24 protein-coding genes and 1 tRNA gene are annotated in these 26,669 nt (G+C 69.6%); 13 read left to right on the top strand and 12 right to left on the bottom strand.

The genetic code is table 11. The features are described from left to right. Positions 1 to 7: 7 nt before the first annotated feature. Positions 8 to 1,057, bottom strand: coding sequence for a hypothetical protein (locus AB0I59_RS03070; protein WP_061253603.1), 1,050 nt, complete (start codon positions 1,055 to 1,057; stop codon positions 8 to 10). 321 nt (positions 1,058 to 1,378) lie between these two features. Between AB0I59_RS03070 and AB0I59_RS03065 the strand changes: the two genes are divergently transcribed. From AB0I59_RS03065 to AB0I59_RS03045, 5 genes are all read left to right on the top strand, one after another. Next, the gene (locus AB0I59_RS03065; protein ID WP_358129437.1) at positions 1,379 to 1,762 is read left to right on the top strand and encodes a roadblock/LC7 domain-containing protein; all 384 of its coding nucleotides are present in this window, start codon (positions 1,379 to 1,381) and stop codon (positions 1,760 to 1,762) included. Between the two features lie 609 nt (positions 1,763 to 2,371). Then, entirely contained in the window at positions 2,372 to 3,697 is a 1,326-nt protein-coding gene (gene aspS / locus AB0I59_RS03060) for an aspartate--tRNA(Asn) ligase (protein ID WP_061253601.1), read from the top strand. A gap of 846 nt (positions 3,698 to 4,543) precedes the next feature. Continuing rightward, positions 4,544 to 5,959, top strand: a complete 1,416-nt coding sequence (locus AB0I59_RS03055) for a M14 family zinc carboxypeptidase (protein WP_358129434.1) — start codon at positions 4,544 to 4,546, stop codon at positions 5,957 to 5,959. 179 nt (positions 5,960 to 6,138) lie between these two features. Next, the gene (locus AB0I59_RS03050; RefSeq protein WP_063818654.1) at positions 6,139 to 7,029 is read left to right on the top strand and encodes a MurR/RpiR family transcriptional regulator; all 891 of its coding nucleotides are present in this window, start codon (positions 6,139 to 6,141) and stop codon (positions 7,027 to 7,029) included. 71 nt (positions 7,030 to 7,100) lie between these two features. Next, positions 7,101 to 7,982, top strand: coding sequence for a DUF4429 domain-containing protein (locus tag AB0I59_RS03045; protein WP_358129431.1), 882 nt, complete (start codon positions 7,101 to 7,103; stop codon positions 7,980 to 7,982). Positions 7,983 to 8,069: 87 nt separating this feature from the next. Here AB0I59_RS03045 and AB0I59_RS03040 read toward each other — a convergent pair whose 3' ends face one another. Beyond that, positions 8,070 to 10,268: a PxKF domain-containing protein gene (locus AB0I59_RS03040; RefSeq protein WP_358129523.1), complete on the bottom strand. Its 2,199-nt coding sequence runs from the start codon at positions 10,266 to 10,268 to the stop codon at positions 8,070 to 8,072. A 494-nt stretch (positions 10,269 to 10,762) separates the two neighbouring features. After that, complete coding sequence (locus tag AB0I59_RS03035; protein WP_358129427.1) at positions 10,763 to 13,465, bottom strand: helix-turn-helix transcriptional regulator; 2,703 nt, start codon at positions 13,463 to 13,465, stop codon at positions 10,763 to 10,765. A 63-nt stretch (positions 13,466 to 13,528) separates the two neighbouring features. Between AB0I59_RS03035 and AB0I59_RS03030 the strand changes: the two genes are divergently transcribed. Beyond that, positions 13,529 to 14,257: an ABC transporter ATP-binding protein gene (locus AB0I59_RS03030; protein WP_061253594.1), complete on the top strand. Its 729-nt coding sequence runs from the start codon at positions 13,529 to 13,531 to the stop codon at positions 14,255 to 14,257. Beyond that, complete coding sequence (locus AB0I59_RS03025) at positions 14,251 to 16,722, top strand: FtsX-like permease family protein (protein WP_358129424.1); 2,472 nt, start codon at positions 14,251 to 14,253, stop codon at positions 16,720 to 16,722. Before AB0I59_RS03030 ends, AB0I59_RS03025 begins: the two co-directional genes overlap by 7 nt. 187 nt (positions 16,723 to 16,909) lie before the next feature. Here AB0I59_RS03025 and AB0I59_RS03020 read toward each other — a convergent pair. After that, positions 16,910 to 16,986 (bottom strand) — tRNA-Lys (locus AB0I59_RS03020). 146 nt (positions 16,987 to 17,132) lie between these two features. On the opposite strand from AB0I59_RS03020, the gene AB0I59_RS03015 reads away from it, so the two are divergent. Further along, positions 17,133 to 17,489, top strand: coding sequence for a PRC-barrel domain containing protein (locus AB0I59_RS03015; protein ID WP_358129421.1), 357 nt, complete (start codon positions 17,133 to 17,135; stop codon positions 17,487 to 17,489). Positions 17,490 to 17,590: 101 nt separating this feature from the next. Here the strand turns inward: AB0I59_RS03015 and AB0I59_RS03010 are convergent, their stop codons facing one another. Further along, on the bottom strand, positions 17,591 to 18,190 hold the full coding sequence (locus AB0I59_RS03010) for a nucleotidyltransferase (RefSeq protein ID WP_061253590.1): 600 nt from the start codon (positions 18,188 to 18,190) through the stop codon (positions 17,591 to 17,593). Between the two features lie 55 nt (positions 18,191 to 18,245). Here AB0I59_RS03010 and AB0I59_RS03005 point away from each other — a divergent pair, with 55 nt between their 5' ends. Next, entirely contained in the window at positions 18,246 to 18,761 is a 516-nt protein-coding gene (locus AB0I59_RS03005; protein WP_358129419.1) for a DUF1360 domain-containing protein, read from the top strand. A 28-nt stretch (positions 18,762 to 18,789) separates the two neighbouring features. Here AB0I59_RS03005 and AB0I59_RS03000 read toward each other — a convergent pair whose 3' ends face one another. Further along, positions 18,790 to 19,761: a TIGR03557 family F420-dependent LLM class oxidoreductase gene (locus AB0I59_RS03000; RefSeq protein WP_358129416.1), complete on the bottom strand. Its 972-nt coding sequence runs from the start codon at positions 19,759 to 19,761 to the stop codon at positions 18,790 to 18,792. A 111-nt stretch (positions 19,762 to 19,872) separates the two neighbouring features. Between AB0I59_RS03000 and AB0I59_RS02995 the strand changes: the two genes are divergently transcribed. Further along, on the top strand, positions 19,873 to 20,022 hold the full coding sequence (locus AB0I59_RS02995) for a GPGG-motif small membrane protein (RefSeq protein WP_228637425.1): 150 nt from the start codon (positions 19,873 to 19,875) through the stop codon (positions 20,020 to 20,022). A gap of 111 nt (positions 20,023 to 20,133) precedes the next feature. On the opposite strand, the gene AB0I59_RS02990 is transcribed toward AB0I59_RS02995, so the two are convergent. The 3 genes from AB0I59_RS02990 to AB0I59_RS02980 all read right to left on the bottom strand — a co-directional run bounded on the left by AB0I59_RS02990 (position 20,134) and on the right by AB0I59_RS02980 (position 22,223). Then, complete coding sequence (locus AB0I59_RS02990) at positions 20,134 to 20,856, bottom strand: metallophosphoesterase family protein (protein ID WP_082776585.1); 723 nt, start codon at positions 20,854 to 20,856, stop codon at positions 20,134 to 20,136. Further along, entirely contained in the window at positions 20,853 to 21,098 is a 246-nt protein-coding gene (locus AB0I59_RS02985) for a BON domain-containing protein (protein ID WP_061253587.1), read from the bottom strand. Before AB0I59_RS02985 ends, AB0I59_RS02990 begins: the two co-directional genes overlap by 4 nt. A gap of 75 nt (positions 21,099 to 21,173) precedes the next feature. Then, positions 21,174 to 22,223, bottom strand: a complete 1,050-nt coding sequence (locus AB0I59_RS02980; protein WP_358129411.1) for a glycosyltransferase family 9 protein — start codon at positions 22,221 to 22,223, stop codon at positions 21,174 to 21,176. Positions 22,224 to 22,376: 153 nt separating this feature from the next. Here AB0I59_RS02980 and rfaE2 point away from each other — a divergent pair, with 153 nt between their 5' ends. Together rfaE2 and AB0I59_RS02970 are read left to right on the top strand one after the other, a co-directional pair. Beyond that, positions 22,377 to 23,795, top strand: a complete 1,419-nt coding sequence (gene rfaE2, locus AB0I59_RS02975; RefSeq protein WP_358129409.1) for a D-glycero-beta-D-manno-heptose 1-phosphate adenylyltransferase — start codon at positions 22,377 to 22,379, stop codon at positions 23,793 to 23,795. Between the two features lie 9 nt (positions 23,796 to 23,804). Then, positions 23,805 to 24,092, top strand: a complete 288-nt coding sequence (locus tag AB0I59_RS02970; protein ID WP_358129407.1) for a hypothetical protein — start codon at positions 23,805 to 23,807, stop codon at positions 24,090 to 24,092. Between the two features lie 136 nt (positions 24,093 to 24,228). On the opposite strand, the gene AB0I59_RS02965 is transcribed toward AB0I59_RS02970, so the two are convergent. Further along, complete coding sequence (locus tag AB0I59_RS02965; protein WP_061253583.1) at positions 24,229 to 24,627, bottom strand: ChaB family protein; 399 nt, start codon at positions 24,625 to 24,627, stop codon at positions 24,229 to 24,231. A gap of 167 nt (positions 24,628 to 24,794) precedes the next feature. Between AB0I59_RS02965 and AB0I59_RS02960 the strand changes: the two genes are divergently transcribed. Next, positions 24,795 to 25,337 carry a shikimate kinase gene (locus AB0I59_RS02960; protein ID WP_358129404.1) on the top strand — a complete coding sequence of 181 codons (543 nt, stop codon included), beginning with the start codon at positions 24,795 to 24,797 and terminating at the stop codon, positions 25,335 to 25,337. On the opposite strand, the gene AB0I59_RS02955 is transcribed toward AB0I59_RS02960, so the two are convergent. Together AB0I59_RS02955 and AB0I59_RS02950 are read right to left on the bottom strand one after the other, a co-directional pair. Continuing rightward, the gene (locus tag AB0I59_RS02955; protein WP_061253581.1) at positions 25,318 to 25,830 is read right to left on the bottom strand and encodes an ATP-binding protein; all 513 of its coding nucleotides are present in this window, start codon (positions 25,828 to 25,830) and stop codon (positions 25,318 to 25,320) included. The genes AB0I59_RS02960 and AB0I59_RS02955 overlap by 20 nt on opposite strands. Before the next feature lie 129 nt (positions 25,831 to 25,959). Next, positions 25,960 to 26,580, bottom strand: coding sequence for an ROK family protein (locus tag AB0I59_RS02950; protein WP_358129402.1), 621 nt, complete (start codon positions 26,578 to 26,580; stop codon positions 25,960 to 25,962). Positions 26,581 to 26,669: the final 89 nt, after the last annotated feature.

Genomic DNA, 26,669 nt, shown 5'->3' with positions numbered 1-26,669 from the left:
GATCGTGCTACTCCAGCCGCCTGAGTCCTTCCAGCACGCGCTCCAGGATGTCGGGGCGCGGGGGCGCGAACGGTGTCCTCCCGGCTTCCGCCAGCCCGCGTGGGAGGCCGACGGAACCGGCGCTGACGTGCGCCCGATCCCACGTCGTCGCTCCCGGCCTGCGGCGCGGCATCAGCCGTGCCGCGTCGTCCGCGGGCTCGGGCACCCTGGGCAGCTCCGCCGTGTCGTCCTCCGTCTCCGTCTCGTCGACCGCCCATTCGGGGCCCAGCCAGGTGACACCGCCGCCGGAACCGCGCGCCGCCCGGACGTCGTCGTGCTGCGGGGGGACCACCTCCCCCGGCGCCGGCAACGTGCACAGGCCCGCCCTGATCAGCCCGTCCACACTCTCGACGGTGTCGTACAGGGCGAAGCCGTTTCGCCAGGCCAGTTCCCGGAGGGTGACGACGCCGTCGATCCGGCAGGCGACCGTCCACTGCTCGCGTTTGACGATCCCCAGAGGGCGGCGCAGGTCGGACACCTTCGGGCGACCGTCGAACGAGACGTCATGCGCGGCCAGCAGCGTGACCCGGCGCGCGACCTCCGACCGCACGAACTCCGCTTCGAGCCTGAGCATCGCCCCGGCCCAGGAACGCTCCAGTGGTACGAACAGGACGCCGGTGACGGACGGTCCACCCGCCACCGGGGCCGTCATCGCCGTGATCGCGTCCAGGACGACCGAGCGCAGAACCGCCAGCATGTCGCCTTCGTCGATCAGACCCTGTTCGACGAGAAGGGCGTCGAACCCGCCCGCCCGCCGCCCCTCGGCGCGCAGCGTGTTCCATTGCTCGGTCGACACCCGGCGGGATCCGATCAGCCTGGCGGCGAGGTCCGGAACCCCGGCCGCTTCGGCGAAGGTGACGTATCCCCCGTCCAGGTAGATGGTGCCGCCGGGATCTCCGTCGATCTTCAGGGCTCCCGAGGCCCCGGTGCGCGTCAGGGCGTAGAGCTCGTCGATGATCCGCGCTTCGCCGTCCCCGTCCGCCTTCGTGAGCCGGGCTCCGTCTTCCCCCGGGAACATGTGACTATCAGCTCCCGTTCAGAATCGAGCCACCGTGGCTTTCGGCCACCCAATCCACACCATTCGGCTATAGTGCAGCGTAGCGTCGTTGCGGTAATGGCCGCCAGTGGGGTTTACGACACAGGGATTCAGAACGAATCAGTGTCCGTTTTGTCCCATAGCGCACTTTTTTGCGTGCAGAGTCAAATTTGCCTGACTGATACCGATCAGGGAAGACTCGTCGCATATGCCTCGGGCATTCCCCATGTGCCATCCCGACCGGGTGGGCACGCTCAGCGCAGAAAGCACCTAATGAATCTCACGCAAATCGTTAACAATGCCTTGAAGGCATTCCGTCACGACGTCCCCGACTACATCGGCTCCGGCATCGTCGACATCTCGACAGGAATGCTGCTGGCGGTGGACACCGTCGACAACCACCCCCGCGAAATCCTCGACGTCGTCGCGGCGGCCACCACCGACCTGTTCCAGGGCCGGACCGTGGTGCAGGTCGAGGAACTGTGGAAGCAGAACCGCGGCACGTCCGACAACCGCCACTACTTCAACGAGATCCTGGTCAACAGCGAGAACCTGGTCCACCTCTTCATGCGGAGCAAGACCAACCCCGACATCGTGGCGGTCGTGATCTGCTCGCGCCAGGTGAACGTCGGGATGCTCTTCGTCCAGGCTCGCCAGGTGATGCGACAGCTGGAGACTCCCCGCTGACCTGATCCCCGGTGCCGTCTCTCCCCACGTCTCCCCGCGCCCGACCTCGTCGAGGTCCCTGACGACCAAGATCGACGATCAGCCCAAGCCGGCCTCCCGGGCGCGGGCGCGGCCTCCACACCGTCCAGCTTCGGCATCTGCAGATCCATGACGACGCCGGGGTGGTCGTCGACCAGTAGCACGCGCGGCCGGGCCGGCCGTTCCACTGTCATCGTCCTCCTCCCGGAGCCGCCGAGGCCGTGGAGCGCCCGGGACGGGTGTACCGGGAGCGTTCCACAGCGGCACGCGACACGTGGGAATCGCAGTTGCGATATTCCACGGCGCACACGTACTCTTCCGGCAACGCGTAGACGGAGACGAGTAGTCACCGGACCAGGGCAGGTAGGAGAGAGCCGCCGGAAGCTGCGAAGGCGGACCTGTCCCCGGCGACGAAGACCCTCCCGAGCGCGGGGAGGAACGGCGCACACGCCCAATGCCCCGCCGGCCGGCCCCCGTCACCGGGCCCCGTTGAGACCGCCGTCGTCACGGCGGTGAAAGTGCGGTGGCACCGCGAGTTCCCTTCTCGCCCGCACTCCCAAGGGATCACCACTCACTGACTTGAGGTTTGTGATGATCTCCACATCCGTCCGACCCGCCTGCCGCACCCTCGCCGCGGAACTCCCGCGTCGAATCGGCCACCAGGTGACCGTCCAGGGATGGCTCCACCGCAGGCGGACCCTGAAATCCGTGGTCTTCCTCATCCTGCGGGACCGCTCCGGCCTGGCCCAGGCGGTGGTCACCGAGCCTGAGGCCATGACCCTCGCCGGCGGTTACCCCGAAGAGACCGTCCTTCAGATCACCGGGACCGTGACCGCCAACCCCCAGGCTCCCGGCGGGGCCGAAGTGACCTCCCCGGCGGTGACCGCCTTGTCGGGCCCGGCCGCTCCCCCACCGTTCGACCTCTATCGCCCCGCGGTGCCGGCCACGCTGCCGACGATCCTCGACCATGCCCCGGTCGCCCTGCGGCATCCGCTGCTGCGCGCCCCACACGCGATCTCCGCCGCCTCGGTGGCGGGCTTCCGTACGACGCTGGACGGGCTCGGCTTCACCGAGATCCACACGCCCAAGGTGGTGGCCTCGGCGACCGAGTCCGGCGCCAACGTGTTCGCGATCGACTGGTTCGGCACCCGCGCCTACCTGGCCCAGTCCCCCCAGTTCTTCAAGCAGGCCATGGTCGGCGTCTTCGAGCGCGTCTACGAGACCGGCCCGGTCTTCCGGGCCGAGCCCCACGACACCGCACGGCACCTGGCCCAGTACACCTCCCTGGACGCCGAGCTCGGCTTCATCGCCGACCACCGGGAGGTGATGGCCGTGCTGCGCGAGGTCCTCGCCGGTATGACGGCGGCGGTCGGACACCAGGCCGGCGAGGCGTGCACGCTGTTGAACGTCGAACTGCCCGACGTACCGGAACAGATCCCGGAGATCCACTTCGCCGAAGCCCAGGAACTCCTCGCCGCTCACACCGGTGAGGACCCCCGGGGAGAGCCGGACCTCGCCCCGGCCCATGAACGCTGGCTGTCGCGATGGGCGCTGCGCGAGCACGGCAGCGAGTTCCTGTTCGTCACCGGCTACCCGATGGCCAAACGCCCCTTCTATACCCACCCCGAGCCCGGCAGGCCGGAGTACTCCAACAGCTTCGACCTGCTCTTCCGCGGCCTGGAACTGGTCACCGGCGGCCAGCGCCTGCACCGCTACGAGGACTACCTCGCGGCCCTGGCGGCCCGCGGGGAGTCGCCCGTGCCGTACGCCGGCTATCTCGCCGCCTTCCGGCACGGTATGCCCCCGCACGGCGGCTTCGCCCTCGGCCTGGAACGGTGGACCACCCGGCTGACCGGGGCCGACAACGTCCGCCGCGCCACCTTGTTCCCCCGCGACCTTCACCGTCTGACCCCGTAGAACGGAATCTGAGCGGTCACCGAACGGAGAAAGCAGAGGTACCTGAAACCGCATCAGAAGGCCTTTATGGGAATCATTTCCTAAGCTTTCAACAGTCAGCACGACCACTGTTCAGACTGCGGGAACGCAATGACCCCGATTTGAACGGGCTTTCGGAAACCAAGGCGCCCGCCGCCTGAACGGAATATCCCCGCGAGCAGGCCGCGATCCGTCTGGAAACAATGCCAGCCGAGATCGCGGCCTCCCCCGGAAATAAGCTCACGAGGAGCCGTCGGGACGATTCCCAGAGCGGAAGGTCACCGAAAATCATCTCGCCTGGAAGCTGTCATTCGGCTCATGCGCGGATCGGTTACTCGGGCGGCCTTCGTCGATCATCGCCTGGGACGGCTGCGCGGACGGCGTGCCGCCGTCCCCGTCCTCGACGCCCGGTCCGCGCGGCCGGCCTGCGATGCAGCACGGAACAGACGACAGTATCCCCTTCTCTCCCGGCTGGGAAGAGCAACACCGGCCTCCTCGTGAGCCATCGACCCGCTGGCCTGCACTTATTTCCTTCTTGTTCCGTCAAGGGACTTCAGGCTGTAAATGATCCATCACTCCGGCATTCCGCGAATGTGCGGGAAAGACCCAGGCCGAAGCGGGTTGACAGGCACGCATTCATACCACAGACTACGTGAAACTTTGCAGTCAACGCGCGATCAGCGGGCGCCCACCACCAGATCCCCCGAAATAGAAGCCCCCAGAAAAGGGCGTCCTTCCGGATGCGGTTCGACTGCAGCAAGAAAGGGTTCCAGCATGTCTTCACGCGGTTCGCAGCCCCCCAAAGCAATTAGTGCCGGAAAACGCGTAATGACGCTTGCGTTGAGCGTCGGGTTGCTGGGAAGTCTCAGCATTTCGACCGCCTCGACCAGCTTCGCCGAGTCGGGTGACATCGCAGCGACCGCCCAGTTGGCGGCGGAGCAGACGGCCGGTCTGCCCAGCGGTCGAACCACCTACCGGACGATCACGGACTACAACAACGAGATGCTCACGCTGAGCGATCAGCATCCCGATCTCGTCAAGCACATCACGCTGCCGCACAAGACCCGCCAGGGCCGTGAGGTGTACGGCATCGAAGTAAGCAGCGACGTCAACTCCTCCGAGGGCAAGCCCGTCCTGTTCATGATGGGCATGCACCACGGGAACGAATGGCCCTCAGGTGAGCACACGCTGGAGTTCGCCTACGACCTGATCAACAACGCCGGGAAGGACCCGCAGATCACGCGCCTGCTCGACCAGGCGCGGGTCATCTTCGTCCCGGTGGTCAACGTGGACGGGTTCATCCTCAACCGGCGTACTGGCTGCGGCGTCTCCCCGACGTGCGCCAGCAGCGCCGGGGTCGACATCAACCGCAACTACCCCTTCGGCTGGGGGAGCAACGCGGGGTCCAACGCGACGAATCGCGGCCCCGGGCCGGGCTCCGAGCCCGAGGTGCAGAACATCATGGACCTGACCACGGCCAACCAGGTCACCGTCCTGATCACGAACCACACCTCCGGCCACACCCTCCTCCGTCCGCCGTTGGAGAAGCGCGCGGGTGACACCCCGGACGAGGCCGTCTACGCCGCGCTGACCGACGCGATGTCGGCCAAGAACGGCTACACGGGCATGAAGTCGGGCTTCGACTACGAGACGACCGGCGAGACCCCGGACTGGTCGTACTACGCGACCCGCGGCCTCGGCTTCACATTCGAGATCATGAAGACCCAGTCGACCAACAACACCTACCCCGAGGTGATCGAGGACTACCTCGGCACCGGTCGATACGCGGGCAAGTCGAACCGCGAGGCGTTCCTCGTGGCGCTGGAGTACGCGGCGGACCCGGCGGGGCACTCCGTGATCACAGGTAAGGCGCCGAAGGGCGCGGTCCTGACGATCACGAAGGACTTCGATCTGTGGACCGCGCCGATCCTGCAGGCGGGCGGCGTCATCGATCCGCCCCGGGCGATCCCCACCCACCTGCGGTCCAGCCTGGTCGCACCCACCAACGGCAAGTTCACCTGGCACGTCAATCCGTCGATACGGCCGGTTCCGGCGTACACCGGGACCGGCGTCGTCGCCACCGGCCCGGGCAACTTCCTCCGGGAGAGCTGGACGCTCACCTGTGCCCGTCCGACCGGCGAGATTCTCGAGACGGTGCACGTAACCGTCGACAGAGGCGAACAGGTCGATGTCAGACTGCAGGAGTGCAAGACACGCTTCAACGGCAACGGCCCGAAGCACTGAGCCCGCGTCGTCACGCCCCAACCAGCCGGGTGGCCTTCTGAAAGGCCGCCCGGCGCCGCGTTGAGCCCACAGGAACTACGCGACTCCCGAAGCACGGACGGCCAGGCCGATGGCCCGGCCGCCGGACGGTGCGAGTCGTCACCGGATCTGTCACTCCACGGGGAAGGGAAGTGTTCGAGATGGGGCACGCCAGAGACGCCGGACAGCCACTCGCCGTACCGGACGCGGCACGAATCGCCGCGAACCTGCGCGGGCTCCTCGGCGACCACCGGCTTTCGCCTTCGCAACGCCGGATCGCGCGCTACCTGCTCGAACACGCACAGGAGGCCGTCTTCTTCACCAGTGCCGACATCGCCGAACGCGTCGGGGTCAGCCAGCCGTCGGTCACCCGCTTCGCCGCCGCGCTCGGGTTCAGAGGGTTCCCCGAGTTCCGGGACGCGCTCCGCTCATCGGTGTTCGGAGGCCCGCAGCGGGCGCTGCCCGCGGCGGACCTCAACGAGATCCAGGAACTGGTCGGCTCCGAGATCCGCGACCTCGAACGATTACGGGACGGTCTCCAGGATCTGACGCAGCTCCGAGCGGTGGCCGGTCAGCTGGCCAGATCGCGTCCGCTCCTGGTCATGGGGCTGCGGATCTCCGCCTCTCTGGCGCACTTGTTCGGCTACCTCGCGCAGAAGGTCCTCCCGGACGTCCGCGTACTGGACACCGCGGGCTCGACCTTGGAGGACCGGCTGAGCCGAGCGGCCGAAGCCGGAGCCGAATGGGTGCTCGCCATCGGGCTGCCGCGGTACCCGCGCGAACTGGCCGACGGCCTCGTCTGGGCGCGGAGTGCCGGGCTGAAGATCGCTCTCATCACCGACCAACCGGTGGGCCGGCTCATCGAACTCGCGGACGAGGTCCTGCTAGCGCCGGTGAGCTCCGATTTCGCGTTCGACTCCCACGCCGGCCCCACGGTTCTGTGCACCGCGCTGCTGCACACCATGCTGGACACCCTCGGCACCGAAGGTCAGGCCCAGCTGGAGGCCTTCGACGACAGCGCGACCGAACGCCAGATCTTTCTTCCCTATTGAACGGCGCACGTGTCCTGACGTTCGGAAGCCGGTGCCGCCGGCTTTGCCGCGCGATGACCTAGGCTGATCACATGGCCGACATCTTCGTCGACGACGGGTCGTGGGCGGTGGACACGGACACCGTACGGATCATCCCGGGCAGCGGACGGGACGTCCACGAGCTCCGCAAGACCCTCGGAGCGCTGGAGGTGCCGATCCACGCGATAGCCGGCGCGGCGTTCGAGCCCGCTCGCAAGGGCGGCTATCTGCGGCTTCGGCTGCGATCGGGTGCGGACCCGCTGACCGACATCGCCGCCGGGGCGCTCGGCGCGCCCGCCGACCCGTACCGGCTGGTGATCCCCAAGGACCGCACCGGGGTGGCCGAGTACATCGCCGCCGAGATTCGCGACCTGCTGGCGATCTCACCACCGAGTGGCCCCCGCGACGGTTTCCTGCTTCCCGGCCCCGACCTTCCGGTGACGGCGACGGCCGGGGACGGCACGGTGAGCTTCGACGGTGCGCGCGTCCACATCGAATGGACGCTGTTCGCGAAGTCAGCGAAACAGGCGGCGGGCCCGCAGGAGTTCCCGCTCTCCGCGATCACGGGCGTGGAGTGGAAACCCCAGTCGGGCGTGGGGTACGGAAGCCTCCGATTCCGGGTCCGCGGCGAGGGTCCCACCCGATCCTCGGAAGAGGATCCACGCTGCCTGGCCTGGGGCATCCAGCGCTACGGCGGAACGACCGCGCTCGTCGCGGCCGCCGTGCACGCCCGGCTGTCCGGGCGCGCGAAAGAGACGCCCGCGCCCGCCTTGCCTCCCGCACCCGCTTCGCCGTCCGCATCGGCGCCGCCCGGCCCCGACGTGCTCATCCGCCGCCTGAGCGAGCTCGGCGGACTGCACCGGGCAGGCGTCCTCACGGACGAGGAGTTCAGCGCGGCCAAGCAGACCCTGCTCCAACGCATCAGCGAGCTGTGACACACGGTCATCTCGGGCGAACGATCAAGGCCGCCCGGTGAGGGAACGGAGGGTCGATCACTCCGTTCCCCCACCTGGGGTATCGCGTTACTTCAGCCTGATGGTCGTGAAGTGGCTGCTGCCGTCATCGAGTTTCAGCTCGAACTGGCGGCAGGTGTTCGACCAGCCGCGGTCGGTCTTCCACACGTAGTTGTACTGGCCGCCTCCGTAACTCAGTTTCGAGTTGCCGGGGCCGCTGGTCGACTCGGCCGAGCCGGTCGGCTTCCCGCTGTCGCAGGTCACCGGCCGGGAGACCGGGTAGCCAGAAGCGATCACAGCGGTGCCGTGGTCACCGCCGAGGCTGAACTTGATCGGTACGGCGCTGCCGGCCTTGCCGTCCATCATCTCGGGGAAGTAGGCGTGCCAGGGGTAGACGACCTGGTAGGTCGCCTTCTGGTCGGCGGCGTTGCCGGCATTGTCGGCGGCCTTCACCGTGAACTCGTGGAAGCCGACGGTGGAGGTGTCGAGAAGGCTGCCATCGGGCACGGTGCCGGTGCAGGTCACCACCCCGGACAGGTTGTCATCACACCGGTACGCCGCGGTCGCGGCCGTCCCGAGCGTGAAGACCGCGCCATCGGTCGGCGTGGTGAGAGAGATCGTCGGCTTGGTGAAATCGACCGTCATCTTCACCGCTCGGTCACCGGCGATCGACACGCCGCGCTCGGTCGCCACCCGACCCTCGACCGTGGTGGTGAAGTCGCAGGTGGCGTGCGGAAGCACCGCCTGCAGCCGGCCATCAGCCCCGGTCGTGCCCAGGTCGCGCAGGCCGTTACCGCAGTCGGCCCGCACCGGCGTCCCGGCCAGCGGCTGACCGGCGTCCGAGATCGCGGATACCGTCACCGCGTTCAGCGCGTTGTGCACCACCGCACCGCCCACGACATCAAGGGTGATCTGCAGCCGCTCGGGGCTGATGTTGTCCATCGTGTCCGTCGGCTTGTGGTACTGCGGTTCCGTGACGTACGTCCCGCCGGTCGGACCACAGACAGCCGGAGGGGTCGGCGGCCGGTAGTCGAGCCAGATGAACAGCGAGGACGGGATGCCCACGTCGTAGAACGCCTGGTGGTCACTCTGCCCGAGCCTGCAGTTGCGCAGTCCGTCGAACCCGGCGCGTGCGGCCGCGTTATACGCCTCCTGGACCACGAAGTTCGACTGGCCGTTCGGGGTCAGCGCCCACAGCCGGGCCGGCTCGTACGGCGTGCCGACCATGTCCATCTGCCACTCGCCGACGAACCGAGCCTTCTCCGCCGCGGTCAGCGTGTTGACGTACGCCTTCGCGCCGAGGAGACCGCCCTCCTCACCACCGAAGCCGCCGATCCGCAGCTCCTTGTCCAGCGGGTACTGGCTGAGGACCCGGGCGATCTCCAGCGAGACGCCGTTGCCCGAGGCGTCGTCGTGGGCGCCGGGCGCGCCCAGCACCGAGTCGATGTGCGCGCCGACCATGACGATCGGCGCGGCGGTTCCGGTCGGGTCCCCGACCGCGTGCCGGACGCCGATGACGTTGGTGCCCATCGGGTTCACGTACTGGTTGGTCGTGATCCGCAGCGTCAGCGGGCCCTTGGCCAGAAGATCCGTGATCCAGGTGTAGTGCGCGCTGCCGCCGCCCATCACCGGGATATTCGGCTGGGCCGTGGTGAGGGTGAACGACGGCGGCGCGGAGTTCCCGGTCGGGTAGGCCAGGATGACCGCGACCGCACCCCGGCTCACCGCGTTGACCACGGCGGTGTTGCGGACCGAGGCGGTGGCGTTGTAGTCCATCAGCACGATCTTGCCCGCGACGTCGTCGGGGAAGTCCGCGGCTGACTGGCCGGTCTTGGCGTAGACGACCTGCCCCTCCACGACAGCGTCGTTGCCGGTGAACTTCGCGCTGGTGGAGGCGGCCATCTGCCAGTTCGGTCCCCCCGGCAGGTCGGCGTTGGGGGACGTGACCTTCGCGACGTTCTTGGTCGAGACCGGGCCCCATGACTGGATGGTCACATCGAAGCCGTAGGACTTCAGGATGCCGCCGATGTACTCGGCGCCCTCCCTCTCCTGCGGGGTGCCGTTCAGCCGGGGGCCGATGTCCACGGCGAGGTGCCGGATGTGGCTGACGGAGTTGGCCGAGTCGAACTGGTCGACGATCTCGCGGTCATAGTCCTTCAACGGTGCGATCGTCGCAGCGGCCACGTCGGCCGGCAGATCCGCGCTGGGAGACCCTTGCGCCTGGACTCCGCCGACGGCGGTGGACACGGTCCCGAAGGCCAGCGCCATCGCCAAGCCACCGGCTACGGTAAGTCGTCTGAGGAGTGGGGGGTGATTGAGCGAACTCCTCACGGAGAACCTCCTGGTACTGGCGGACACAGAAGTCCGCATGGCTTCCCCGCCGTTCGGATCACGAGGGCGAGGACAAGGTTGGCGATTAGTATCAGCCAGGCAAAGAGCAGGTCAAGAGACCTATAGCGCCTGACACGGTTGACAGCCGCCGGTCATCCGGGCCCTGCTCAGTGAGGGAAAAGCACCATGTAGGTGTGAGACCGGTTCCATGTGGAGGGCCGACGTGGACCCGCGGCGGATCAGGAAATCGTGGCCTGTCTCGTCCATCACCGAGCCCAGGGTGACGATCCCATGACGATTCGTACGACAGTCGCCCGGATAACCGAATGAGCAAGGAGTGGGGCGCGGCGCGAAGATCGTGTTGGGACGGTCCGCGACTCCCTGCACATGGCGGCGTCATCTTCGCTGCCGATGAAACAGGGGCGGCCGCGTCATCCTCGAAGCCAGTCGAGCCCGGCGAGCTGGGCTCGACTGGTCACGTTGAGCTTGGGGAAGGCGCGGTAGAGGTGGTAGCTGACGGTCTTGGCGCTGAGGAAGAGCTGGGCGCCGATCTCCTTGTTGGTGCGACCGGCCGCGGCCAGGCGAACAATCTGCAGCTCCTGCGGGGAGAGAGTGGAAAAGGCATCGGACCCGGCCGCGGGCAGATCGGCGTCGCCGGCCGCCCGCAGTTCGTTCCTGGCGCGTTCCGCCCACGGCCGGGCATCCAGGCGCTGGAAGGTTTCGAGCGCAGCACGCAAGTGAACGCGTGCGGCGCTCTTCTGCCGTTCCCTGCGCAAGCGCACGCCGTAGATCAGCGCAGTGCGCGCCGCCTCCCACGGGCGCTCGCCGCTCGCGTGCAGCCGTACGGCGGTGCGGAAATACTCGTGTGCGCGATCTCCATCGGGTTCGAGAAGGGCCCGGCAGCGGTATGTGACGGCTTCGGCCCAGCCCAGCCCGGCAGCCGCAGACCACGCCTCGTAGCGGCGTAGCGGCCCGTCCGCGGACCGGCCCAGCCGGGCCGCTGCTTCGATCAGGTCGGGAGCGAAGTGAACAGCCTGGAACTGGTGGCGCACCGGCCCCGCCATGGCGGACTCCAGCCGGTCCAGCGCCTCGGCGAAACGGCCCTGGCCCAGATCGAGCAGAGCCTGGGCCCACTGCGCCCAGGCCAGACCGTTGACGATCCCATTGGCGCCGTAGTGCTCATGTGAGGCCGCGGCCAACTCAGCGCACCGATCCCCGTCGCCTCGGACGGCGGCGATCCAGGCGAGCATGCCCTGCATGCAACCGGCCCGGCTCGGCCTGCCAGTCTCGGCGGTCAGCTGCAGACCCTCACTCGCAGTGGCTGTGGCGTCCGTGAACCTGCCGAGGAAGATCTCGCTGGTGGCGAGCGTGATGTGGAGTACCGCGAGCTTGCTGATCTCGCCCTCTGCCCGGCATTCGTCGGCGGCGGCGCGCGCGATCTCCCACGCGGCCTGGAAGTCGCCGGTCTGGAGGGCGAAGTAGGAGGCGTTGATCCGGCGTGAGTGCATTTCTGAGGTGATCTGGCTGCCCCTGGTCACCAGCTCGCGCATGATCGGCAGAGCGGCCGCGGGACCTTCGATCAGCAGCAGCGCCGTTCCCAAGGCGGCCTGCCTGGCAAGGTCGACATCGTCCTCCGGGCGCAGGTCCAGCGCGCGCAGGCGGGTCGCGGCCTCGATGAGCCCCCCGGCGTTTCCGAGACCACTGGCATTGCGTGCCGCTTCGACCAGCATCAGACCGGCGGCGGCGCGGTCGTCGCCCGCCACGTCCGCCGCTCCCTTGAGTAACAGGTCGTGGGCTATGTGCGGGGCGCCTTGAGCGAAGGCGATCCTGGCCCGCAGCTTGGGGAACGTCGTGCGGGCCGACTCGTCCGGCACGAGGCCGGTGGCGGCTTCGATGAACTGCTGGGCGCGTTGCAACTCTCCGCCCTCGGTGGCCTCCACGGCGGCCGAGAGCAGCCTGCGTCCCTTCAGCTCACGATCCTCGCTCAGCTCCGCCGCCCGCTCGAACGCGGCGCACGCGCTGACGTTCGCGCCGCGGCTCCTGGCCCGCTCGGCCATCTCCTCCAGAGCTCGCGCGGCCGTCTCATCCGGGCCCGTCGCGGCGGCGGCCAGGTGCCAGGCCTGCCGGTCGGGCTGGTCCGTCAGAAGGCCGGCCAGGATCCGGTGCACCGCGAGCCGCAGGTCGTACGTGCTGAGTTGGAAGGTCGCCGCGCGCGTGAGCGGATGGGCGAACCTCAGATGCTGTCCGGCGATCCTGACCAGCCCGGAACGCTCGGCCGCCCCCAGAGCAGCGGGTTCGACACCGAGTTCGGCACAGGCCGCCGTGATCACGTTCAGATCGCCGTCATCCACCAGCGCTGCGACCGTCAGCGCCGTCTGAGCGTCCTGGGGCAGCCGCCCGATGCGGGCGGCGTAGGCCAGTCGCAGTCGCTCCGGCAGCGGCAACGGGCTCTGGTCGTAGGTCGGCAGTTCAGCGGTGCGGGGAAGTTCGAGCAGGGCGAGCGGATTGCCCGCGCTCTCCTTGATGATCCGCAGGCGCACCGGGCCGGTAAGGGTGGGGGCGGCGTCGGCGAGCACCTGAGCGGCACTCTGATCATCCAGACCGGCCAGTCGCAGCTCCGGCAGAGCCGCCGGGTCGAAGCCCTCGCGCGCGCCGAAGAGCATCACGACGCCTTCCGCGTGGAGCCGGTGCGCGGCGAAGCGCAAGGCGCGCGCCGAGGCCTGATCCAGCCAGTGCGCGTCGTCGACCAGGCACAGCAGCGGCCGGTCGGCGGCCAGCTCCGCCAGCAACGACAGCACAGCCACGCCGACATGGAACTGATCGTCGGTCCTGCTGGGAGCCAGGCCCAAAGCGCCCGCCAACGCCGCGGCCTGCGGCTCGGGGAGAGCGCCGACGCGCTCGAGTACGTGGTGCAGGAGCAGGTGGAGCGAGGCGAACGGGATGTCGGCCTCGCTCTCGATGCCCAGACCGTGCAGCACACCCATGTCCGGAGCGCGCTCTTCGGCGTAGGCGAGGAGCGCCGTCTTGCCGATGCCCGGCTCGCCCTTGACGACCAGGACGCCGGAACGTCCTGCCCGCGCCTGGTCGAGCAGCACGTCAACGGCCCGCTGATCAGATTGCCGCCCCCGAAGCACGCGACGAATCCTAGTCACTCGTCCGATACCGCCCAGCGGCCGACCTCCATAGCGTCGTCTGCCATGACCCCCACACCAGTGGTTGACCTGATCTCGGTCACCAAACACTACGTTCACGGCGTCACGGCGCTCGATGACGTGTCGATCGGCTTCGGCGCCGGCACGTTCACCGCCGTGATGGGGCCATCAGGATCGGGCAAGTCGACGATGCTGCAGTGCGCCGCCGGGCTCGATCGGCCGAGCTCGGGGCAGGTGCTCGTGGACGGCCGGGATCTGGCGACGCTCAGCGACAGGAAGTTGACGCTGCTGCGGCGCGACCGGATCGGGTTCGTGTTCCAGTCCTTCAACCTGCTGCCGTCGCTCACGGCCGCTCACAACGTCGCCCTGCCGCTGCGCCTGGCCGGCCGCCGGCCCGACCCCCAGGCGGTGCGCCGAGGGCTGGCGGCGGTGGGCCTGGCCGAGCGCATGAATCACCGGCCCGCTGAAATGTCCGGTGGCCAGCAACAGCGCGTCGCCATCGCCCGCGCCCTGGTCACCCGGCCGGCCGTGCTGTTCGCCGACGAGCCCACCGGCGCCCTGGACGCGAACACCAGCCGTGACGTGCTGCGCCTGATGCGCGACCTGGTCGACAGGCAGGCGCAGACGATCATCATGGTCACCCACGACCCGGTGGCAGCCGCCTACGCCGACCGCGTGGTCTTCCTGGCCGACGGCCGGGTGTACGGGGAACTGCACGACCCCAGCGCCGAGCTGGTCGCCACCCGGATGTTGCAGTTGGAGGCGTCGTGCTGAGGATCGCCTGGTCCACGCTGCGCACCCGATCGCTGTCTTTCGCCGGCACCTTCGTCGCCCTGGCGCTCGGCGCGGCCCTGATGGCCGCGCTCGGTCAGGTGCTGGCCTCCAGCATCTCCTCACCCGGCCAGGCTCCGCAGCGGTACGCTGCCGCGCCCGTCGTGGTCGCGCCCGACGAGCGCCTCAGCGTGAAGAACCGGCTGGGGGAGAGCAGCGCTCCGCTGGCCGAGCCGCAGGGAATCGCGCCCGAGCTGGCCGACCGCCTGCCCGGGGCCGTGGTGGACCGGGTCTTCCCCGCGCAGCTCGCCGGCGGCCCGCCGGCCGTCGGCCGACCCTGGTCCGCCGCCCGTACGGCGCCGCAGCGGTTGTCCTCGGGAAGGGCGCCCGCTGCCGACGACGAGATCGTGGTCACCGGCGGTGCCCAGGTCGGCCAGCGCGTCCAGGTGGTGACCGCGACGGGAGCCCAGACGTACCGGGTGGTGGGGCTTGCCTCGGCGGTGCCACAGCACAGCGTGTTCTTCACCGACCCGCGGGCCGCCGAACTGTCGCCGCGGATCGACGCGCTGGCCCTGTGGCGCCCTACCGGCGAGGTCCGCGCCGCCCTGGGCACGGCCACCGCGTCCGAGACCGCCGGACGAACCCCTGCGGTCTCGAGCAAGGTCAAGGTGCTGACCGGCCAGGACCGGGCGCTGCTCGACCCGTCCCGCGAGGCCGATGAGCAGGCACGCAACAACGCCAACACGATCGCCGGCATCGCCGCCGCGTTCGCGGCGTTCATCGCCATCTTCGTGGTCTCCTCCACGTTCGCCTTCGCGGTCGGGCAGCGACAGCGCGCGTTCGCCCTGCTCCGTACCATCGGCGCGACCGCAGGCCAGGTCAGGCGCATGGTGTACGGCGAGGCACTCATGGTCGCGATCATCGCCTCCGCGCTCGGCGCGCTGATCGGCCCGCTGGCCACCCGGCCGATCCTGGGCCGGCTGGGCGCGCTCGGGATGGCGCCCACCTGGCTGGTGCCCTCCACGTCCTCGGCGCCCTCCTACGTGGCTTTCGGCACGGGCGTGCTGGTGGCCGTACTCGGCGTGGTCGTCGCCGCCCGGCGGGCGGGCCGGGTGCGGCCGGCGGAGGCGCTGCGCGAGGCGGCACTGGAGCCGAAGGCCATGACGATCGGGCGCTCGCTCGCCGGAGGCGGCCTGCTCGCCACCGCGGTCATCAGCATGGCGGTCAACGCCGCCACCGACCCGGTCGGCGCCACCAACAACAAGACGTTCATGCCCATCGTCATGCTGCTCATCGCCGGCGTCGGGCTGCTCGCCCCCGTCTTCGTCCGGCCGGTCACGAAGCTGCTCGCCGCCCCGCTCGGACGGCTGCGCGGCGCGGGCGGCCTCGTGGTTTCCGCCGGAGCCATCGCCTCAACCAGGCGTACCGCCGCCACGGCGGCGCCGGTCCTGGTCACCGTGGCCCTGGCCGCGACCCTGCTCGGCGCCACCGCGATGACCGACGCCACCAAGTCCGCGATGCAGACCACACCCGTACGCGCCGACTACCTGGTGCTGCCCACCGGCACCGCAGGGCTGGACCGACAACTCGTGGAACGCCTGCGCTCCATCCCCGCCGCCGACGTCACCACCACGACCTCGACCAACCTCTACACGCTCGAAGGCGCGGGCACCCAACTCATCGAACGGCCCGCCGAGGCCGTGAACCCGGCCACGCTCACGACCGCCCTTTCGGTGCCCGTGACCGCGGGAACGCTCACGCAGCTGCGCGACGACACAATCGCGGTCTCCACCACATGGGAGCTCGACCTTGGACAGCGAGTGAAGCTCTGGCGGGCCGACGGCAGCCAGGCCACCTTCAAGGTCGTCGCGCTCCTCGCCGCCGAGTCCGCCGCGGACTCCTACGTCACCCAGGCGCACGCCTTCTCCGCCCTGCCCTCGGCCGCGTACGTGAAGCTGCGCCCCGGCGCCTCCGTCACCGAGGTCCAGAAGGCGTTGGAACGGGCCGCTGAGGGGCACAACGCGCGCGCGGTGACCAGGGACGCCTGGGCTGCCGGCGCCACCGACCGTAGCGCGTCCGCCAGCCGCCTCGGCCTGCTGGCCGTGCTCGGCATCATGCTCAGCTATACCGTGATCGCGCTGGTCAACACGCTGCTGATGGCGGCCTCCGACAGGGCGCCCGAACGCGGCGCCCTGCGCCTGCTCGGCGCCACCACGCCCCAGATCCTGCGATACGTCATGGCCGAGGCGCTGCTGGTGGTGGCTGTGGGTGTGGTCCTGGCCGCCGTCGCCACCGCGCTCGGGCTGCTCGGGCTATCTGCCGCGCTGGTGCGACTGGGTGGGTTCGCCGACATCGACGTGCCCTGGCAGCCGGTCACCGGGGTGATCGCCCTCTGCTTCGCGCTTGGGGTGCTGGCGGCCGTACTGCCGGCGAGCCGGATCAAGGGAGTGGCGATTCCCCGGACGTGACAGCGCCCAGGAGGTCCGGCGCCCCGGCACCCTCCCAGCGGCCTGCCGGGGCCTCAACGGGCGAGGCGCCCGGCGGAGGTATGCCGTACTGCTCGACAACCTCATCGGGCCACTGATCATCGACGCCATCAGGTTCGTCACCAAATGAAGAAAGCCCAGGTCGGATGTGCCGACCTGGGCTTCTTTCTGGTGCGCCGCCAGGGACTCGAACCCCGGACCCGCTGATTAAGAGTCAGCTGCTCTAACCAACTGAGCTAGCGGCGCCCGACTCCATAAGCCTAGCGAAGGTTTGAGGTACTTCGTGCACCTCGGCCGGGCCGTACCGGCTGCCGTGATCCGGCGAACTCGGACATGAACGTTTCGGGCCGTCTCCTCGGGTAGGTGGGCCTGCAACGAAGGGAGACGAACATATGACACCGGATCTCTGGTCGTACCGGGACAGCCTGGACGGCACCGGACAGGACCTCGACGTCGGGGGTTACGACGTGGAGGCCACGGACGGAAGGATCGGATCCGTGGACGACGCCACCTACGAGGTCGGCGAGAGTTATGTCGTCGTCGACACCGGCCCGTGGATCTTCGGCAAGAAGGTCCTGCTGCCGGCCGGCGTGGTCACGCTGATCGACCCGCAGGAGAAGAAGGTCTTCGTCAGCAGGACCAAGCAGGAGATCAAGAACGCCCCCGAGTTCGACGAGTCGGCGTTCAAGGAGTCGGCGTACCGCGACAGGATCGGCGACTACTACGGGCGCTTCCCCTACGCGCCATGATCCCCACCCCCACCTGATCCCCAGGTGAAGACGCGAGACGAGGGCCGTGCCACCGAAGGCGCGGCCCTCGTCTCCTTACCAAGGTGCCGTGAAATCCTGGACTACGGCCAGGAGTCTCCGGTCAGCGGGGGCGTCACCGGGCGGATGACGTCCAGCCGCTCGAGCAACGTCACGAACGTCGACGCGTACGGCGACGGCGCCACCACGGCGGCCACCCGGTTCCAGTCGACCTGCTCGCGCATGGCCCGGACCATGGGCAGCATCGCTCCGTAGTCGCAGCTGTGCTCCGACATCGGCATGATCCAGGAGATCACCAGGTCGGTCGCCTCCAGGACCTTCAGGTTGAGCGCCGCGACGTTGATCAGATCGGCTCGGGCGATCATCTCCTCGGTGACCGGCCTGTTGGCCAGCGAGAAGATCAGATCGACCAGCACACCACTCTCGTCGTATGCCTTGACCAGCCAGTCCTCCGGCGGCTTGACGGTGCGGAACCCGATGTCCTCCAGGGTCTTGAGCGCCAGCACGACGTCCTCCTCGACGAGCGCGAAGTCGACGTCGTGCAGCGAGGGAGCCGCTCCCCTGGCGTATCCGGCACAGCCGCCGGCCAGCGCGAAGCGCACCCCGGCGTCGCGCAGGCCCGCGCCGGCGCGCTTGAGGGTATCGAGAATGGCGTCCGTGACGGCGTGAGTATGACTGCCCACCCACCTCGTCTGCCCCTGAGAGTTCGGTACAAACAATCCCGGGTAGACGCCCTCAATGACCGAAACGCTTAAAGAAACCGCACAGGAGTACGAAGGCGGGGCAGATCGTCCGCTGGCGTCGTATGGCCGGATCCTCGCGGTGTACGGCGGTGCCGTGGGCGCGCTGACGGTCGTGGCGAAGCTGACCGGCCGCCGGGCGCCCGAGAGGATCGGCCCGCTGGACCTGGCGTTGATGGGCCTGTTCACCCATCGCATGTCGCGGACACTCGCCAAGGACACCGTCCTGAGCCCCCTCCGCGCGCCCTTTACAAAGTATGTCGGGGTCTCCGGCCCGTCCGAGCTGGAGGAGGAGGTCAGGGGAACCGGGCTGCGGCACGCCGTCGGCGAGCTGGTGAGCTGCCCGTTCTGCCTCTCGCAGTGGGTGGCCAGCGCGTACGCGGCGGGAATGGTCTTCGCGCCGCGCCTGACCCGCCTCGCGGGGGCGACGATGACGGCCGTCACGGTCTCCGACTGGCTCCAGCTCGCCTACAGCCGCATGGTGAAGGAGGCCGGCGAGGACACGTCCGGCTGACGGATCCCGCCGCGCGGCGGATCCCCCGTCACCGTACGGCCTGCGCGGTCCGGCAGCGGGGCAGGACCTCCTCGGCGTAGAAGGAGAAGAACCCGTCCTGCTCGGGCCCGACCTGCTGGATGTAGATCTCGTCGTACCCCGCCTCGACGTACTGGCGGATCGCCGCGATGTGCGCCTCGGGTGAGGGACCGCAGGCGATCCGGTCCGCGACCGACTCCTCCGTCACGAGCTGGGAAAGCTGCTCGAAGTGGCGGGGCAACGGCAACAACTGGGACGCCTCGCCGGGGATGCCGTTCGTGGGCCACAGCCGGTGGACGTTGCGGCGGGCCCGGGTCTCGTCCCGCGACCAGCACACCTTGATCCCGGCCGCCGTCGGCTTGCCCTGGCCGCCGGCCCGATGGAACGCCTCGATCAGGTCCGGGGTGGGCGCCGTGGAGATGTAGCCGTCGCCGATCCGGCCGGCGAGCTCGGCGGACTTCGGCCCCAGCCCGGAGATGTAGATCGGCGGCGGACGCTCCGGCAGCGTGTAGAGGCGCGCGGTGTCCACCTCGTAGAACTCGCCGTGGAAGCTCACCAGTCCGCCGCTCCACAGCCTCCGGATGATCTCGATCGCCTCCTCCAGCATCCGCCGCCGTTCCGAGGCGGGCGGCCACTGGTCCCCGAGGATGTGCTCGTTGAGCGCCTCGCCCGTACCGACTCCGAACCGGAACCTGCCGTCGAGCATGACCTGGGCGGTCGCGGCGGCCTGGGCGATGATCGCCGGATGGATGCGGATGATCGGGCACGTCACGGCGGTCGTCACCGGGAGCGACGTGACCTCGGAAAGCGCGCCGATGACCGACCAGACGAAGGAACTCTGCCCCTGCACGTCCAGCCAGGGGTGGTAATGGTCGGAGATCCACAGTCCTTCGAATCCGGCCTGTTCGGCGAGCTTCGCCTGCCGTACGAGTTCTTTCGGGTCGTGTTCCTCACTTGAGAGGAAATATCCGAACATGGTCATAGCCGCCACCTGCCCGAACGGGGCTGGTCAAACGCCGCCCCGCGCTAATCGGGGCACAAATTCGGCGAAGACCGGGAGTTAACCAGCGAATTGCTCGGGCAGTGGAGTTTCATGGCTACTCTGCTCTGGCTCATCGCCGTTGTACTGGTTATTTCGGGAATCTACGTGATCCTCGCCCGGCGGGACATCCTCTGGGGGATCGTCCTCATCGTCATCGGGTTCCTTGTGGGCCCCGGCGGCGTCAGCATCTTCCATCCATAGCCGATCGAGCGGCTGATCGAGCGCGGGACGACGGCGGCCGGTGGACTCCGGCCGCCGCCCCGTGCCCGCTGGAAATCCGCGGACGGCGGGCGGACCACGGGAGAACGCGGGTCAGGCGCCGTTCATGCAGTACACCGTGTACGCGCTGCCGATGACGGGAACGGCGACGTTCCGCACCTGGATCCCGCCGGGAGTGAGCCCCTTCTCCGTCCCGAGATGCGCGTGACCGTGCACGATCAGGTCGGCGCCCTCCTCGTCGGCCGCCTCGGCGAGCAGATAACTGCCGAGGAACGGATAGATCTCCGTGGGCTCCCCCATGAGGGTGTCCTTGACCGGCGAGTAGTGACTCAGCACGATCCGGTGATCGGTGTCCAGGCCGTGGAGCGCCTGCCGCCAGCGGTCGGCGATCTGCCTGGTGTGCCGGACGAACGCCTTGGTCTCCGGCTCGCCGAACTCGCTCGCGCACTTCCCGGCGAAGCCCCCGCCGAAGCCCTTGCCGCCGACCACGCCGAGCGTGGCGCCGTTCAGGGACATCACGGTCGCCTCGTCGTCGAGTACGGTCACCCCCGCGTCGCGCATGATCGAGGTGATCGCCTGCTCCGCGTCCGAGTGGTAGTCGTGGTTGCCGAGCACCGCGATCACGGGGATCGGCAGATCGCGGAGCTCGTCGGCGACCACCCGCCCCTCGGCCACGGTGCCGTGCCTCGTCAAGTCGCCGCCCACCAGCAGGACGTCGGCACGGTGTTCGATGCCGTGGAGCTTCGGCCGGAAGTGCCCGCGCAGGTCCTCCCCCATGTGGATGTCCGCCACGGCCGCGATTCGCGTCTGCGTCACAGATGTTCCTCCTCTCCGGGTTCACGGACCTCCACCAGCGTGATCTCGTTATGCACCGAGAGACCCGGCGCGGCCTCACGGGCGACGTCCTCGATCAGGAGGCGCCGCTCCGGAGCGCTGACCCGGCCGCGGAGGAAGATCTGGCTCCCCCGCACGTCGACCCGGATTCCCAGTTCGACGGTCCGCTCGTCCTCCGCCAGCGCCCGCTGTACGCGGGCCGCGACATAGTGCGGCGCGTCCATGGATTCCCCCTCCGATAGGACTCTCCAGCGCCTGCCCATCCGATCTGTGGTGAAACTTGGGTTTAGTCCCCCATCTCAACACCACCCCAGCAGGTCCACGGCCTGGTCGAGCACCTCGTCGACGGTGACGTCGCCCACCCACGACGCGCGGTGCGCGCACGTCTCGCCGTACGGGCCGATCACACCGGTGCCGCAGATCGGGCAGGCGACGGTCCACGAGATCAGCGGCCGGTGGTGGCTGCGGGAGAGCGGCCCGGTGGTGACCAGGTTGCGGCACCAGAAGATCCCGACGGTGGGCGTACCGGTGGCGGCGGCCAGGTGGCGCGGCCCGGTGTCATTGGAGACCAGCAGGTCGCAGGCCGCGTAGAGGGCGGCGAGCCCGCCGATCGACAGCTCGCCGATCATCGGCGTGGCCGGCCGCCGCATCGCCCGCACGACCCGTTCGACCAGGTCGCGTTCCGGTTCCGTACCGGTCACGACGACGGGACGGCCGAGCCGGTCGGCGACGGTGGCGAACCTCTCGGGCGGCCACCGCCGGCGTTCGTCGTTCGCCCCCGGATGGACGGCGATCACACCGCGCGGCAGCGAGCCGGCCACCCGGCTCAGTTCGGCCCAGTCCGTCCGGGTGACCGCCACCCGGGGTTCCAGGGCGTGGCCGTCGGCGCCGACCAGCCGGGCCACCTCCAGATAGCGCAGCGTCTCGTGCTGGTAGGGGATGTACGGCACCCACCGGTCGAGCGGCTCGGCGTCCGGTGTGCGCAGTCCGGCCGTGAGGCGGGCGCCGAGCCGCCGGAGGAACGGGTTGGAGTCGCGGCCTCCCCCGTGCATCTGCAGCGCGAGGTCGAACCGCCCGTTCAGCTCGTCGTACAGGCGATCCGGCGTGGGCCCGGTTCCGGGCGGCGCCGAGACCCCGGAGATGGGGGGCAGCGCGACGACGTCGTCCACGGGTCCGGGACGGCCGCGGAGGAACCGCGCGTGCCACTCGCGTCCGAGCAGGGTCAGCCTCGCGGCGGGATAGGCCCGCTTCAGCGCCTCCAGTGCGGGCAGGGCGAGCAGGAAGTCGCCCAGGGCATTGGCCCGGAGCACCGCGATCTGGTCGACCCCGTCGACGAGGAGGTTCGTCATGGGATCTCGACGTCGGGCGCGTCTGCTTCCGGCACAGGCTGGGACACCTGGACGCGGCTACCCGGGCGAAATCCGCCCAAACCCAATCCATTTCGCGCGCTTTATCCCGATTTCGCACAGTTTTCACTCGGCTCCGGCGGGTAGCCGCTTCTCATGACCGAAGACATCGTCGCCCGATTCGGTGATCTGACGGCCGTGGTCGTCGGGGACGTCATGCTCGACTCCTGGCTGCGGGGACGCACCGAACGGATGGCTCAGGAGGCCCCGGTTCCCGTCGTCACCCTGGAGGAGGTCGAGAACCAGCCGGGCGGTGCCGCCAACACCGCCGTGAACCTGGCGGCGCTCGGCGCCCGCGTCCACATGCTGGGCGTGACCGGCGCGGACCCGGCCGGAGCCACGCTCAACGCGTCCCTGATGAGCCACGGCATCGACGGCCTGGTGATCTGCAGGAACCGGCGGACAGCGGTCAAACGGCGCGTCGTGACCGGAAGCCAGATCGTCGCGCGCTACGACGAGGAGGACAGGTCACCGATCCCCGAGGGGGCCGAACGCGAGCTGGTCGAGTGGATCGGCGAGCTCGGGCCCGCCGCCGACGTGGTCATCGTCTGCGACTACGACGCCGGAGTGTGCACCGAGGCCGTACGGCGGGCGCTGCACGATCCGCGGATCACGCTCGTGGTCGACGCCCACGACGTCGGCGCCTGGCGGGAGTGCCGTCCCGCCGCCGTCATGCCCAACTTCGGCGAGGTGCTGCGGCTGCTGCGCGAGAGCGGTCACGAAACGGATCGTGTCCCCTTCCTCCATGCCTGCTCGCAGCGGCTGCTGGACGAGACGGGGGCCGAGCGGGTCGTCACCACGCTCGACGGCGAGGGGGCGCTGCTGCACCGGAGGGGGCGGGAGCCGTACCGGACCCACGCGACGCGCGCGCCCGACCATATGAGCACCGGCGCGGGTGACACGTTCACCGCGGCGTTCGCCCTCGCCCTGTCCGCGGGGGCGGGCGAGGAGGCCGCCGCGGACCTGGCCCAGGCGGCGGCGGGCGTCGTGGTGCGCCGGCCGGGCACGGCGGTCTGCGGCAGGGACGACCTGCTCCGTGCCGTACGGCACGGCGGCGCCCAGCCCGCGGCCCGGCTGGCCGGGCTGATCGCCGAGGAGCGGGCCCGCGGCCGCCGCGTCGTCTTCACCAACGGCTGCTTCGACGTGCTGCACCGGGGGCACGTGGCCTGCCTGGACGAGGCGGCGCGGCTCGGTGACGTGCTGGTGGTGGCCGTCAACGGGGACGACAGCGTGGCCCGGCTCAAGGGGCCGGGCCGCCCGATCAACACGAGTGAGGACCGGGTGGCCGTGCTGGCCGCGCTCGGCTGCGTGGACTACATCACGGTCTTCGACGACGACACGCCCGAGGAGCTGCTGCGGCTGGTCCGCCCGGACGTCTACGTCAAGGGCGGCGACTACCACCCCGACCTGCTGCCGGAGGCGGAGCTGGTCAGGGAACTGGGCGGCGAGGTCCGGGTGCTCGGCTACGTCCAGGACCGGTCGACGACGGCGATAGTGAACCGGATCAGAGGGTAGGTGGGCCGCATGTCCGAGGAACCCAGTAGCTTTCCCAAGGAACCCCGCGTGACGCCGGAGCAGGAGTCCCCCAAGGGGATTCCCCGCGTGCCCGCGACACCGCGGGACGTCATCCACATCCTGATCGGCGCGTTCATCCTGGTGCTGTGTTTCGGTGTCGCCCTCACCGGCGCGTTGACCCGGGTCTGGTGGGTGCTCGCCGCGGCCGGATTCGTCGCGATCATCGTGATCTTCGACATCTACCTCGCGATACGCCGCCAGCGGCGGCTCGGTCTCGGGCCGAAATCGCGAGGCTGACGCCTCCGGGTGTCCACCGCCGGGTGTCCTCCGCCGGGCGTCCTCCGCCGGGTGGCGAGAGCCCGGGCGGGGCGCCCCGCCCGGGCTCTCGCGTCCGGCCGGTGTCCGCCGGGATGGCCGGTGCCGGGATGGCCGATCAGCGTTCCCGTGCTCGCGCGGTCGCGCGGCGGTTGGCCTTCTCGATCGCGTCGACCAGCTCGCCCTTCGACATCTTCGACCTGCCCCTGACGTCGAGGCGGGCGGCTGTCTCGTAGAGGTGATGCTTGGACGCGGTCGTGTCCACTCCCTCGGCGGTCTTTCCCGGCTTGGGCGTGCTCTTCCTCGCCTGCGCGTCGGACGGCCCCCGCTTCGCCTTCTTCTCCCAGTGGTCGCCCACCTTCTCGTAGGAGTGCTTGAGCGCGGAGTACGCGGTCCGGTGGGCCCGCTGGCCCTCGCCGTATGTCTCGACGGCGGAGTCGTGGGCCTTGATCCACGTTTCCTGCGCGCCCTTGGGCGAGCGCTCCAGGGTGGACGGCAGTTCCTCGCGACCTGGCATGCGTGCGGCTCTCCTTTCCTTTCCGGGGACGTGCCCCTGGCGTCCGTCTCCGGCGGCGATCATGATGAGATCGGTGCCGGTGACGGTCGCGGCATGTCGCTCCTCACCGTCGACTCCTAACCCCCCGACGGATCTCAAACATCGCCGCGCGCGGAAGGAAGGTTCACGTGACCGACATACCGATCGTCGTGATGGGTCTCATGGGAGCCGGCAAGAGCACGGTGGCCCGGCTGCTGTCCGAGGCGCTCGGCCGGCCGGTGCGCGACAGCGACGAGGACCTCCGCGAGCGGTACGGCAGGACAGCGGCCGAGCTGGCGGCGGAGTTCGGCGCGCCGGAGCTGCACGCCCGTGAGGCGGCGCTGCTGCGGGAGGCTCTCGCGGACGACCGTCTTCCGGTGATCGCGGCGGCGGCGAGCACCGTCGAGGACGCGGAGTCGAGGAAGGCGCTGGCGGCGGCCTTCGTGGTGTTCCTGGACGGCCCGCCCGAGGTGCTGGCGGAGCGGATGCGTTCGGGGACGCACCGGCCGCGTTTCCTGCCGGACCTGGTGGAGATGCTGGCCGAGCAGCGCGGGCGGCGGCTGGCCTACTTTCTGGAGGTGTCCGACCTGACCGCGGACACCTCGCACCGGACGCCGGCGGAGATCGCGGCGGAGGCGCTGGCCCGGCACGCGGCCCGGGAGCGGTCCGAGGTCACCCCACGGCGACCCTGACCTCCGCCGGTGCGGTGGCGGCCCGGGGCCGGGCCGGCCGGGGATGGCTCTGGAACGGCCGGGCCTGGCGTCGGTCCTGGAGGGCGGCTCCGATGACGAACCAGACGGTCTTGCCGTAGCGGCCCGGCGTGACGCCCCAGTCGTCGGCGAGTTGCCCGACGATGAACAACCCCCGCCCGTCGGTCGCGTCCGGCCCGGAGACCCGGGGCCGGGGAACGCCCTCGCCGGGATCGAAGATCTCGCCGTAGACCAGGGTGCCGTGTCCGGCGAGGCGGAGCGTGAAGGCACTGCCGCCGTGCCGTACGACGTTGGTGACCAGTTCGCTGACGATGAGCGCGCAGTCGTCGATCAGCGGGTCCGCTCCCCAGGAGCGGAGCTCGCGCCGGACCAGCGCCCGGGCGTCGCCCACGCTGGGGCCCGCCGCGGGCAGCAGGCACTCTGCCGTGCGCATCGACGCCGCATTCAGCGGCGCCATCACGAAGGGAAGAACCACATGCGCCTCCTTAACCGTGGGAGCGCTCCCACAGTAAAGATACGGCACATTCCTCATGTATGTGAATTGATAGCCTCAAGATTGTTTCGGGTCAATCACCTCGAAAATCGCCTGAAATCTCGTACCCCATCAGGACGAGTGGATATTCACGCAGGTCGCCTCGCCGGTCCCGGTCTCCGGCCGCACGCCGGACACTCGGAGGCAGGGGCGGACCGCCTCGGCGTCGCCTGAAACTAGGTGAACGTCGCCGGCGCGCGCAAGCGTGACCGCCTCGTCCGCCGTCAGGTCGCGCCCCGTCGCCGCGCCACAGGCGGCGACGATCGCCTCGGTGGACGCGAACCCCGCCACGCCGTACGCCCCGGTGACCAGGCGACCGTCCAGGACGAGGCCGCAGCCGATGCCCGAGCCCATCGTGACAAGTGCGAACGTGGAGGCGACCACGCCCTCGCCGAACCAGTGCCCGGCGACGGTCAGCGCCTTGACGTCGTTCTCCAGCGTGACCGCGAGGCCGGTGGCGTCCGCGAGAAGTCCGGCCGCCAGCGGGCTCGCGGGGCGTCCCGCGCCCGTGACGACGCGGTCCACGCCCGGCGACTCCTCCAGGTAGCCCGCCTCGATGAACGGCCGGGCCGTCTTGGTGACGGCCGCCGACGACAGACCCGTCAGCCGAGCGATGTCGACGCAGGAGATCGGCCCCCGGGTGAGGACCACGGTGGGATCTGGCGGCGGATCCGGCGCCGGCCCCCGCGGCATCGTGACCCCGCCTCCGAAACCCTCGGGAAGTCCACTCGGACTTAAATGCATAAATCGGAATTCAGGGGAAGTAGCGGACTTAGAATGGT

Source organism: Microtetraspora glauca, from assembly GCF_040656155.1.
Classification (GTDB): domain Bacteria; phylum Actinomycetota; class Actinomycetes; order Streptosporangiales; family Streptosporangiaceae; genus Microtetraspora; species Microtetraspora glauca.
This window is presented reverse-complemented; position numbering and strand designations above follow the sequence as displayed.

Bases quoted from the DNA above. Each gene is read 5' to 3' on its own strand.
- AB0I59_RS03055 (WP_358129434.1), top strand. From the start codon at position 4,544: ATGACGCTTGCGTTGAGCGTCGGGTTGCTGGGAAGTCTCAGCATTTCG.
- AB0I59_RS02980 (WP_358129411.1), bottom strand. From the start codon at position 22,223: ATGACGAACCTCCTCGTCGACGGGGTCGACCAGATCGCGGTGCTCCGG.
- AB0I59_RS02995 (WP_228637425.1), top strand. From the start codon at position 19,873: ATGGCTACTCTGCTCTGGCTCATCGCCGTTGTACTGGTTATTTCGGGA.
- AB0I59_RS03040 (WP_358129523.1), bottom strand. From the start codon at position 10,268: ATGGCGCTGGCCTTCGGGACCGTGTCCACCGCCGTCGGCGGAGTCCAG.
- AB0I59_RS02985 (WP_061253587.1), bottom strand. From the start codon at position 21,098: ATGGACGCGCCGCACTATGTCGCGGCCCGCGTACAGCGGGCGCTGGCG.
- aspS (WP_061253601.1), top strand. From the start codon at position 2,372: ATGATCTCCACATCCGTCCGACCCGCCTGCCGCACCCTCGCCGCGGAA.
- AB0I59_RS03015 (WP_358129421.1), top strand. From the start codon at position 17,133: ATGACACCGGATCTCTGGTCGTACCGGGACAGCCTGGACGGCACCGGA.
- AB0I59_RS02950 (WP_358129402.1), bottom strand. From the start codon at position 26,580: ATGCCGCGGGGGCCGGCGCCGGATCCGCCGCCAGATCCCACCGTGGTC.
- AB0I59_RS03050 (WP_063818654.1), top strand. From the start codon at position 6,139: ATGGGGCACGCCAGAGACGCCGGACAGCCACTCGCCGTACCGGACGCG.
- AB0I59_RS03005 (WP_358129419.1), top strand. From the start codon at position 18,246: ATGACCGAAACGCTTAAAGAAACCGCACAGGAGTACGAAGGCGGGGCA.
- AB0I59_RS03070 (WP_061253603.1), bottom strand. From the start codon at position 1,057: ATGTTCCCGGGGGAAGACGGAGCCCGGCTCACGAAGGCGGACGGGGAC.
- AB0I59_RS02970 (WP_358129407.1), top strand. From the start codon at position 23,805: ATGTCCGAGGAACCCAGTAGCTTTCCCAAGGAACCCCGCGTGACGCCG.
- AB0I59_RS02965 (WP_061253583.1), bottom strand. From the start codon at position 24,627: ATGCCAGGTCGCGAGGAACTGCCGTCCACCCTGGAGCGCTCGCCCAAG.
- AB0I59_RS03030 (WP_061253594.1), top strand. From the start codon at position 13,529: ATGACCCCCACACCAGTGGTTGACCTGATCTCGGTCACCAAACACTAC.
- rfaE2 (WP_358129409.1), top strand. From the start codon at position 22,377: ATGACCGAAGACATCGTCGCCCGATTCGGTGATCTGACGGCCGTGGTC.
- AB0I59_RS03000 (WP_358129416.1), bottom strand. From the start codon at position 19,761: ATGACCATGTTCGGATATTTCCTCTCAAGTGAGGAACACGACCCGAAA.
- AB0I59_RS03045 (WP_358129431.1), top strand. From the start codon at position 7,101: ATGGCCGACATCTTCGTCGACGACGGGTCGTGGGCGGTGGACACGGAC.